Origin of the sequence: Pseudomonas sp. G11-1, from assembly GCF_024031555.1 — a bacterium.
Taxonomy (GTDB): Bacteria; Pseudomonadota; Gammaproteobacteria; order Pseudomonadales; family Pseudomonadaceae; genus Halopseudomonas; species Halopseudomonas bauzanensis.
Genome location: NZ_QEYQ01000006.1, coordinates 152,240 through 162,703, shown reverse-complemented (window position 1 = coordinate 162,703; position 10,464 = coordinate 152,240). Strand labels below are relative to the sequence as shown.

The 10,464-nt window shown below is 59.3% G+C and carries 9 protein-coding genes and 1 pseudogene; 7 read left to right on the top strand and 3 right to left on the bottom strand.

What is annotated here, in order from left to right:
- A pseudogene (locus tag DHB74_RS15495) lies at positions 1-112 on the top strand (electron transfer flavoprotein subunit alpha/FixB family protein); the annotation flags it as partial.
- Positions 113-210: 98 nt separating this feature from the next.
- On the opposite strand, the gene DHB74_RS15490 reads toward DHB74_RS15495, so the two are convergent.
- Both DHB74_RS15490 and DHB74_RS15485 read right to left on the bottom strand, forming a co-directional pair.
- Positions 211-933: a UDP-2,3-diacylglucosamine diphosphatase gene (locus tag DHB74_RS15490; protein ID WP_499161923.1), complete on the bottom strand. Its 723-nt coding sequence runs from the start codon at positions 931-933 to the stop codon at positions 211-213.
- A 9-nt stretch (positions 934-942) separates the two neighbouring features.
- Positions 943-1,437 (bottom strand): peptidylprolyl isomerase, encoded by a 495-nt coding sequence (locus tag DHB74_RS15485; protein WP_036989747.1) that lies wholly within the window; start codon positions 1,435-1,437, stop codon positions 943-945.
- A gap of 231 nt (positions 1,438-1,668) precedes the next feature.
- On the opposite strand from DHB74_RS15485, the gene DHB74_RS15480 reads away from it, so the two are divergent.
- Both DHB74_RS15480 and cysS read left to right on the top strand, forming a co-directional pair.
- Positions 1,669-3,336, top strand: coding sequence for a glutamine--tRNA ligase/YqeY domain fusion protein (locus DHB74_RS15480; protein ID WP_136869458.1), 1,668 nt, complete (start codon positions 1,669-1,671; stop codon positions 3,334-3,336).
- A 3-nt stretch (positions 3,337-3,339) separates the two neighbouring features.
- Entirely contained in the window at positions 3,340-4,725 is a 1,386-nt protein-coding gene (gene cysS, locus DHB74_RS15475; RefSeq protein ID WP_499161920.1) for a cysteine--tRNA ligase, read from the top strand.
- 60 nt (positions 4,726-4,785) lie between these two features.
- Here cysS and DHB74_RS15470 read toward each other — a convergent pair whose 3' ends face one another.
- Entirely contained in the window at positions 4,786-6,198 is a 1,413-nt protein-coding gene (locus DHB74_RS15470) for an alanine/glycine:cation symporter family protein (protein ID WP_036989750.1), read from the bottom strand.
- Positions 6,199-6,352: 154 nt separating this feature from the next.
- On the opposite strand from DHB74_RS15470, the gene DHB74_RS15465 reads away from it, so the two are divergent.
- The 4 genes from DHB74_RS15465 (at position 6,353) to DHB74_RS15450 (ending at position 10,342) form a co-directional block, all read left to right on the top strand.
- Complete coding sequence (locus DHB74_RS15465) at positions 6,353-7,261, top strand: AEC family transporter (RefSeq protein WP_074781224.1); 909 nt, start codon at positions 6,353-6,355, stop codon at positions 7,259-7,261.
- A gap of 202 nt (positions 7,262-7,463) precedes the next feature.
- Entirely contained in the window at positions 7,464-8,591 is a 1,128-nt protein-coding gene (locus DHB74_RS15460) for an NAD(P) transhydrogenase subunit alpha (protein ID WP_036989752.1), read from the top strand.
- Between the two features lie 2 nt (positions 8,592-8,593).
- Positions 8,594-8,917, top strand: coding sequence for an NAD(P) transhydrogenase subunit alpha part 2 (locus DHB74_RS15455; protein ID WP_036990338.1), 324 nt, complete (start codon positions 8,594-8,596; stop codon positions 8,915-8,917).
- Positions 8,918-8,923: 6 nt separating this feature from the next.
- Positions 8,924-10,342 (top strand): NAD(P)(+) transhydrogenase (Re/Si-specific) subunit beta, encoded by a 1,419-nt coding sequence (locus DHB74_RS15450; RefSeq protein WP_036989754.1) that lies wholly within the window; start codon positions 8,924-8,926, stop codon positions 10,340-10,342.
- The last annotated feature ends 122 nt before the right edge of the window (positions 10,343-10,464 follow it).

Here is a 10,464-nt window from a genome sequence, read left to right as displayed (position 1 = left end):
AGTCATTGTTGCGATCAACAAGGACGAGGAAGCGCCGATCTTCCAGGTCGCGGACTACGGTCTGGTTGCTGACCTGTTTGAAGCGGTGCCGGAGATGGCCAGCAAGGTGTAAACCTGCGGCAAGCTAGGCAGTAGACAACAAGCCCCCGGCTCGGAAGAGTTGGGGGTTTTGTTTTTGGGACGCCTGGCGAGGGTGCGGTGAAGGCCGGATCAGAGCTCAAAGCTCTCCAACCGATAGTCATCCTCATCCACTTCCAGCACCCAGCCGCTGTTATCCCAATCTCCCAGCACAATTCGCTGCGCCGGTTTGCCTTCGATTTCCAGCGGATGCACAGCAGGGCGGTGGGTATGGCCGTGGATCAACGTGGTCACCCGCTGCGAGTGCATCACGCGCAACACTTCGCCCTCGTTGACGTCGGTGATATCCGCTGCCTTATAGCGCGTCCGTTCCCGACTTTCGTTGCGCAGTTTACGCCCGATGCGGTGACGGGTTTTCAGCGGTAGGTGATGCAGGATAAACAGGCTCAATGGATTGCGTAGCCAGCGACGCATGCGCATATAGCCGAGGTCGTCGATGCACAGGCTGTCGCCATGCATCAACAGCACGCGCTCATCGTTGATCTCGATAAGGGTGGGGTCTTTGAGCAGAGTGCAGCCGGAGCGGCGGCAGAAGCTCTTGCCGATGAGAAAATCGCGGTTGCCGTGCATCAGATAGATCGCGGTGCCCTGGCGGGATAGTGCCAGCAGGGCGGCGCTGATCTGATCGGCCAGTGGGTCGGGGTTGTCATCACCCAGCCACACTTCAAAGAAGTCGCCCAGGATATACAGCGCGTCAGCATTGCGCGCGCGCGTGTCCAGGCAATGCAGAAACGCCCGGGTGATATCCGGGCGTTGTGCTTCCAGATGCAGATCCGAAATGAACAGATAACGCATCTGCAGGTATTACTCGATTACTTCGGCGCGTTCGATGATCACATCGTCAGCGGGGACGTCCTGGTGACCGGCACGACTGGTGGTGCTCACGCCTTTGATCTTCTCGACCACGTCCATGCCTTCGCTGACCTTGCCGAATACGGCATAGCCCCAGCCCTGAGAGGTCGGTGCGGTGTGGTTGAGGAAGGTATTGTCAGCCACGTTGATGAAGAACTGGGCGCTGGCGGAATGCGGGTCCATGGTGCGGGCCATGGCAACGGTGCCGATAGCGTTGCCGACGCCATTGTTGGCCTCGTTCTCGATCGGCGCGCGGGTGTCCTTCTGCTTCATGCCCGGCTCGAAACCGCCGCCCTGGATCATGAAGTTGCCGATGACGCGATGGAAGATAGTGTTGTCGTAGTGACCGTCACGCACGTACTGCTTGAAGTTCTCGACAGTTTTCGGCGCCTTGTCAGCGAACAGCTCCAGGGTGATGACACCAAAGTTGGTATGCAGCTTGACCATGCGGTTGATCCTCGGGTTGGTTGCGATAAAGGTGCAATGCTATCAGTTGATGGGGATTGAGGCATCAGCTTGTTCAGCCGGCCGTGGCTTGGTGAAACCACGACAGCTCCTGGGTTATGATAGGCGTCTTTGGCCGGACGGATCAGATTACCCCAATGCAGGGCGCTGTTCTGTCCGCTGATCACTACCGTAATGCCAGCGGCATTGCCCGAGACGAGTCCTGAAATACTTATGAATAAACCGGAATCCACGCCTCCAGCCCACTTTCTGCGTCAGATCGTTCAGGCCGACCTGCAAAGCGGCAAGCACACGAAGATCGTGACGCGCTTTCCGCCGGAGCCCAACGGCTACCTGCACATCGGGCATGCCAAGTCGATCTGCCTGAATTTCGGCCTGGCGCAGGAGTCTGGTGGTGAGTGTCATCTGCGCTTCGATGACACCAACCCGGCCAAGGAAGAGCAGGAGTATATCGACGCCATCAAGCAGGACGTCGAGTGGCTGGGCTTCAAATGGAGCGGTGATATTCGCTACGCCTCGGATTACTTCGATCAGCTGCATGCCTGGGCCATCGAGCTAATCAAGGCTGGCAAGGCGTATGTCTGCGATCTGACGCCGGAACAGGCGCGGGAATACCGTGGCAATCTGACTGAGCCGGGCAAGAACAGTCCTTTCCGCGACCGCAGCGTCGAGGAGAACCTGGATCTGTTCGCCCGCATGACCGCCGGAGAGTTCCCTGACGGCGCCAAGGCGTTGCGGGCCAAGATCGATATGGCAGCGCCGAACATGAACCTGCGCGATCCGATCCTGTATCGCATCCGTCATGCCCATCATCACCAGACCGGTGACAAGTGGTGTATCTATCCGAGCTACGATTTCACCCATGGCCAGTCGGATGCCATCGAGCTGATCACTCACTCCATCTGCACCCTGGAATTCGAGGATCACCGCCCGCTGTACGAATGGTTCCTGGACAATCTGCCGGTACCAGCCAAGCCGCGGCAGTATGAATTCGCCCGGCTGAATCTGAACTACACCGTCACCAGCAAGCGCAAGCTCAAGCAACTGGTCGATGAAGGTCATGTGGATGGTTGGGATGATCCGCGCATGTCGACCCTCAGCGCTTTCCGCCGCCGCGGTTATACCTCGGCATCGATCCGCGAGTTCTGTGAGCGCATCGGCGTTACCCGCTCTGACGCGGTGGTCGATATGGGCATGCTGGAGTTCTGCATCCGTGACGACCTGGACAACAACGCGCCGCGCGCCATGTGCGTATTGCGCCCGCTCAAGGTCACCATTACCAATTACCCGGAAGGCCAGGTAGAGAACCTGACCCTGCCGCGTCATCCCAAGCAGGATATGGGCGAGCGCGTGCTGCCGTTCAGCCGTGAGCTGTACATCGACCAGGATGACTACATGGTCGATCCGCCCAAGGGCTACAAGCGCCTGGTGCCCGGCGGCGAAGTGCGCCTGCGTGGCAGCTACGTGATCCGCGCCGATGAAGCGATCACCGATGCCGAGGGCAATATCGTCGAACTGCTGTGTTCCTACGATCCCGATACCCTGGGCAAGAACCCTGAAGGCCGCAAGGTCAAGGGCGTGATTCACTGGGTACCGGCTGCCGACAGCGTTGAATGCGAAGTACGCCTGTACGATCGGCTGTTCAATGCCGCCAACCCGGACAAGGGCGAGGAGGGCGGTACCTTCCTGGACAATATCAACCCCGACTCACTGGTCGTGCTCAAGGGCTGCCGCGCCGAGCCGTCGCTGGCCACCGCCACGGCCGAGGAGCGTTTCCAGTTCGAGCGCGAAGGCTATTTCTGCGCGGACAGCAAGGACTCGCGCCCGGGCAACCTGGTATTCAACCGTACCGTTACCCTGCGCGACTCCTGGGGGCAATAACCGATGGCATTGCATGTCTACAATACGCTGAGCAAGGCCAAGGAGGCTTTCAAGCCGCTGGAGGACAACCAGGTGCGCATGTATGTCTGCGGCATGACGGTGTATGACTTCTGTCATATCGGTCATGCCCGGGTCATGGTCGCCTTCGACGTGGTCTCTCGCTGGCTGCGCTTTCGCGGCTACGACCTGACCTATGTGCGCAACATTACCGATATCGATGACAAGATCATCCGCCGCGCCAACGAAAATGGTGAAAGTTTTCAGCAACTGACCGAGCGCATGATCGCCGCCATGCATGAGGACGAGGCTCGCCTGAACGTGATGCGCCCGGATCAGGAGCCACGCGCCAGCGAGCATGTCGAAGGCATGCACAGCATGATCCAGACACTGATCGACAAGGGCTACGCCTATGCGCCCGGCAACGGCGATGTCTACTACCGGGTCGGCAAGTTTGCCGGCTACGGCAAGCTGTCGCGCAAGCGCATCGAGGATCTGAAGATCGGCGCGCGCATCGAAGTTGATGAAGCCAAGGAAGACCCGCTGGACTTCGTGCTGTGGAAGGGCGTCAAGCCGGGTGAGCCGAGCTGGCCCTCACCCTGGGGTGATGGCCGCCCCGGCTGGCACATCGAATGTTCGGTGATGTCCACCTGCTGCCTGGGTGACACCTTCGATATCCATGGTGGTGGTCCGGATCTGGTGTTCCCGCATCACGAGAATGAGATTGCCCAGAGCGAGGCAGCAACGGGCAAGCCCTACGCGATGAGCTGGATGCATGCCGGTGCGGTACGGGTGGATGGCGAGAAGATGTCCAAATCCCTGGGTAACTTCTTCACCATCCGTGAAGTGCTGGAGAAATACCACCCGGAGGTGGTGCGCTATCTGCTGGTGGCCAGCCACTACCGCAGCCCGATCAATTATTCGGAAGATAACCTCAAGGAAGCCAAGAGCGCCCTGGAGCGTTTCTATCGTGCCCTGAAAGGCTTGCCCAAGGCCGCAGCTGCCGGTGGCGATGCCTTTGCCGAGCGCTTTGCCGCGGCGATGGATGATGACTTCAACACACCTGAAGCCTGCGCCGTACTGTTCGACATGGTGCGTGAAATCAACCGTTTGAAGGACGGCGACCCGCAGGCCGCCGCTGCACTGGCCGCGCGCCTGCGCGAGCTGGCTGGTGTGGTCGGTATTCTGCAACTGGAGGCGGACGCTTTCCTGCAAGCTGATGCAGCCAGTCGGGTGGACGCCGCCGAGGTCGAAGCACTGATCCAGGCGCGCCTGCAAGCCCGGACGGAGAAGAACTGGGCCGAGTCCGATCGCATTCGTGACCAGCTGGCCGGGATGGGAGTGGTATTGGAAGACGCCAAGGGCACAACCACCTGGCGTCTGCAGGACTGATCTGCTCTGCCCTGATCCTGCTCCGCGTAACGCGGAGCAGGATCAGGATCAGGGTGTTATTTACTTCCAGATATCGTCGTCGAGCTGCCGGTCTAGCTCGGGATAGTCTGCCGACTTGAAGGTCGGTATCAACCCCTGTTTGCGCTGCTCGAAATAATCCTTGGTCAATTTCGTTACCGTGCCGGACAGCAGTACGATGGCTATCAGGTTGATGGTTGCCATCAGTCCCATCGAGGCATCTGCGGCATTGAACACCGTCAACACCGCTTCCTTCGCACCCCAGACCACCATCGCCAGTGCAACCAGCCGCAACAAGGTAATGCCAAGCGTATTGCCACCGCCGAGATAGATCAGCGCATTTTCCGCATAGGTGTAGTTCGCCACGATCGAGGTAAAGGCAAAGAACAGGATGGCGATGGCGATGAAGTAGTTGCCGGCGCTGCCGATATGCATCTCAAGGGCCTGCTGGGTGAGCTGAATACCGGTGACACCGTTACCGGGTTCCAGCATGCCGGACAGCAGAATCATGATCGCGGTAGCGGTACAGATGACAATGGTGTCGATAAACACCCCCGCTGCCTGAACCAGCCCCTGGGAAGAAGGGTGGTGGGGCGCCGGTGTTGCCGTGGCTGCAATATTGGGCGCCGAGCCCATACCTGCCTCGTTCGAGAACAACCCGCGCTTGATACCGTTGAGCATTGCTGCGGTAATCGACCCGGCAACCCCGCCGGCGGCTTCCTCCAGGCCGAAGGCGCCGCGGATGATAGACATGAAGGCTGCCGGCACGTCTGTGATGTTTATCGCCAGCACGTACAGCGCTACCAGCACATAGGCGCTAGCCATGAAGGGCACCACGAATTCGGCGAACCGGACAATCGAGCGGAGCCCGCCGAAAATGACGATGCCAGCGAACACGGCGATGCCCAGGCCGACCGAGACCTTCGGTAAACCGAAGGCGCTCTCCATGGCATCGGCAATCGAGTTGGCCTGCACGGCATTGAAGACCAGGCCAAAGGAAAGGATCAGGCTGACTGCAAAAATGGCACCGGCCCAGGGCGCTTTCAGGCCCTTGGCTATATAAAAAGCAGGACCGCCCCGGTATTGGCCCTTGCGGTCACGCACTTTGTACAGCTGAGCCAGGGTGCTTTCGGCATAACCGGTAGCCATCCCCACCAGTGCCACCACCCACATCCAGAAGATAGCTCCCGCGCCACCAAGGTAGAGGGCAACGGCAACGCCGGCGATATTGCCGGTGCCGACCCGTGAAGCAAGACTGGTACACAGTGCCTGAAAAGGCGAGATGCCGTGCTTGTCGCTTTGCCGGGCACCGAGTATGGCGCGGACCATTTCACCGAAGTGCCGGAACTGAATAAACCCGAGCCTGATGGTGAAAAATACACCCACGGCCAGCAAGCCATAGATGAGAACATAGCCCCATAGAATGTTGTTCAGGAAATCGACGATGGCGTTCATTGGCGTTCCTTCTTCGCTGGTGAGATTAGAAGGTAGCCGTTGCGTGGGCATCCGTCATGCCGAATGGGTGTATCTGCGCCACATTTCCGAATCATCCTGTTACACTTGCGCGCCTTGATCGGAAGTTGTTTTCCGAGCTGTCCGGGAGATCTCGATGGTTGTGCTCAATGCCCTGGTACCTGTTTTCGGTCTGATATTTCTGGGGTGGTTTCTCGGTGCCCGACGCATCATCCCTGCCGAGGGGCACGCAACCCTGGGCATCATCACTTTCAAGCTGTTCATGCCGGTGTTGCTGTTCTCCGGCCTGGCCAAGGCAGATCTGGCCGAAGCTCTCTCACCCTTGCTCCTGATGCGCTATTACCTGCCAGCCTTCGTGGTGTTCATCGTGGTGAATCTGCTGGTGCATCGGCGGCTGGGACGGCCTTCGTCCATGGGGTTGGCTGCCAGCTATTCCAATAACGTGCTGGTGGGCATTCCACTGATCACCGTGATGCTGGGCGCTGAGAGCCTGGTCTATCTGTTTGCCGTCCTGGCATTCCACAGCTTGCTGCTGTTTACCCTGCAAAGCATCTATAACGCTTTTTGGGGTGGCAAGGGTGAGGAAAGAATCGACTGGCGAGGGCTGCTCGCCAGTCTGGCCAATCCGCTGATCATCGGGCTGTTCCTTGGTGGGTTGGTCAACCTGGCCGGTATTCCCATTCCCGGCCCACTGTGGCATATCGTCGAGATGCTGGCCGCAGCGGCGCTGCCTACTGCACTGCTGATGCTGGGGTTGAGTCTGGCGAGCTACCGACTTTACCTGAGCGGCACCATGGCTTTGCTGACCGCGGCCAAGCTGGTGGTCTTTCCGTTGCTCGTGCTGGGGATGGGCTGGCTGATGCCGGGCCTGACCACCGAGGCGCGTACTGTCCTGGTATTGATGGCGGCCTGTCCGACCGGGATCAACGTACTGGCCTTTGCCATGGGGCGCGAGGACATGCGCATACTGGGTTCGGTGATCTTTCTATCAACGGTCATGGCCGCTATCACCTTGCCGGTCTGGTTGCTGGTTCTCGCCAGGTGATGTGCTCAAGTGGAAACAGGGGAAGCGCCTGAATTTCCCGTTATTTCACGGAATTCCCCTGTTTTTTTCATCTAACGGACAAATTAATTGTAATTTACGCCGCTTCTTTTCAAATTGAATACAAAAGTCTAGTTGCACTTGGTGTATCCTTGCCCCCGCTTTTTGGATTGAATAAAACAAACAAGTAGGAAAAGGAGACCCCATGCCGGTCAGTCTGTTTGTCCCCGGGGAAACACGCGAACACGAAAAACGTGTAGCTCTGGTCCCCTCCGTCGCCACCAAGTTGGCAAAGCTGGGCATTGAATGCTCCTTGCAACCGGGTGCAGGCCTGGCAGCACGAATTCCCGACAATGCCTTTGAGAAGGAGGGGGTGCAGATTACTGCTTCTCCGACCAATGCTCAGCTGATTTTCCGGGTACAACCGCCGGAGCTGTCAGACATCGAGCAGATGGCACCGGGCACCGTTCTGTGCTGCTTCGTTTATGCGCACCGGGAACCAGAGATCGTCAAGGCGCTGCGTGATCGCCAGATCACCTGCTTCGCCATGGAACTGGTACCGCGCATCACCCGCGCCCAGGCGATGGACGCACTGTCTTCCCAGGCCGCACTGACCGGCTATGCCGCTGGCCTCATGGCCGCCACCAGCCTCAATCGTATTCTGCCGATGATGACCACCGCGGTCGGCTCTCTGCGTCCGGCCAAAGTGCTGGTCATGGGTGCCGGTGTCGCCGGTTTGCAGGCATTGGCCACGGCCAAGCGCCTGGGCGCCATGATCGAGGGCTACGACGTGCGTGCCGAGGTCAAGGAGCAGGTTGAATCGGTCGGTGGCAAGTTCGTCGATACCGGTGTCTCCGCCAGCGGCGAGGGCGGTTATGCCCGTGAGCTGACTGATGAGGAGAAGGCCCAGGTCGAGAAGGTCGTCACCCGCCATATCCAGCAGGCCGACGCCGTGATTACCACCGCAGCGATTCCCGGCCGCCCGAGCCCGAAGATCATCAGCGAAGCGCAGATCATGGGCATGAAGCCCGGTTCTGTGATCATCGATCTGGCGGCAGAAGGCGGCGGCAACACGCCGTTGACCGTGCCTGGCGAAACCGTTGAAGTCGGACCGGCGACCATCGTTGCCCCGCTCAACGTACCCAGCCGTCTGGCCGAGCATGCGTCCGAACTGTATGCACGCAACCTGCAGAACCTGGTCGGCCTGATGATCAAGGATGGCGAACTGGCCATCGATTGGGAAGACGAGATTCTGGCCGGCGCGGTACTGACCCATGCCGGTGAAATCCGCAACGAGGCCGCTCGCAAGGCCATCGAATCTGCTGAGGGATGATCATGGATCCAGTAACTACCATTACCGGCTTTGTAGCCCTGTATATCTTCATGCTGGCCGCGTTCACCGGCTACGAAATCATCGGTCGCGTACCGGCCATTCTTCACACGCCGCTGATGTCCGGCTCCAACTTCGTCCACGGTATCGTCGTGGTCGGCGCCATGTGGGCACTGCTGAATGCAGGCTCCACTCTGGAGCAGGTCATCGGGTTCTTCGGTGTGCTGCTGGGCGCAGGCAACGCCGCCGGCGGCTATGTGGTGACTGAGCGCATGCTGGAGATGTTCAAGCCCAGCGACAAGCGCCAAGGTACAGCGGACAAGGAATAACATCCAATGAGTCAATTTATAATCGAAGCCGTTTATTTTCTCACGGCACTATTGTTCATCTACGGCCTCAAGCGCATGGCCAGCCCGGTTACCGCGCGCTCGGGCATCCTGATTGCCGGCATCGGCATGGTACTGGCGGTATTGGCTGCCTTCCTGTACGGCTTTGACGTACGTGAAGCGGCCCAGGAACACCTGACCATGAACGTGGCGCTGGTGCTGATCGCGCTGGGTCTGGGTCTGGGCTGGGCCTGGTACAGCGGCAAGAAGGTCGCCATGACCGACATGCCGCAGATGGTCGCCCTGTACAACGGTATGGGTGGCGGTGCTGCCGCAGCCATTGCGGCCACCGAGCTGTTTTCCGGCAACGCCCAGTCCCATGGCGTGGTGGTCTCCATTCTGGCGGTACTCGGTGGTCTGATCGGTGCGGTGGCGCTGTCCGGCTCGCTGATCGCCTGGGCCAAGCTTGATGGCCGCATGAATGGCGTCATCCGCCTGCCGGCCCAGCAGCTGATCAACCTGGTGCTGTTCCTCGGCTCCCTGGCACTGGGCGCATACATCGTGGCCAGTGGCATTGAGGGTGGCATTTCCTTCCCGCTGATCGCGCTGTTCTTCATTCTTGCGCTGATACTGGGTGTGCTGCTGACCACCCCGATCGGTGGCGCGGACATGCCGGTGGTGATCTCTCTGTATAACGCCTTTACCGGTCTGGCCGTTGCCTTCGAGGGCTTCGTGTTGCAGAACCCGGCGATGATCATTGCCGGTACCGTGGTTGGCTCGGCGGGTACTCTGCTGACGCTGATGATGGCCAAGGCGATGAACCGTCCGGTCAGCAATGTTATCTTCAGCCAGTTTGGCGGTGATGACGGCAGTGAAGACGGGGATATCGAAGGCACCATGAAGCCAGCGGATGCTTCCGATGCCGCCATCGCCATGTACTATGCTAGCAAGGTGATCATTGTTCCGGGCTACGGTCTGGCGGTCGCCCAGGCCCAGCACAAGCTGTACGAGTTCGTGAAGCTGCTGCAGAAGCAGGGCGTGGACGTGGCGTTTGCCATCCACCCGGTTGCCGGTCGTATGCCTGGCCACATGAACGTACTGCTGGCCGAGGCCGGTGTCCCCTACGACATCATCCATGACCTGGAAGATATCAATGAGGACTTCCCGCAGGCTGACGTGGCTATCGTTCTGGGTGCCAACGACGTGGTCAACCCGGCCGCCCGCCACCGCAAGTCCAGCCCGATCTACGGCATGCCGATCCTCAACGTCGACATGGCGCGTCAGGCTTACGTGGTCAAACGTGGCCAGGGCAAGGGTTACTCCGGCGTGGAGAACGAACTGTTCTATGCCGATAATACGTCCATGGTTTACGGGGACGCGCAGAAGGTCATGGTGCAGATGATTGACGCGGTGAAATCACTGGGTTGATGCTGGCCTGAACAGAGAAGGGGCTCCGTTAACGCGAAGCCCCTTTTTTGTGTCTGGTTCCCGGCTCCGCTACTTGCTCGGAATCCTGAAGGGCCGGGTTCCATCCCAGCCAGCAATGTGCG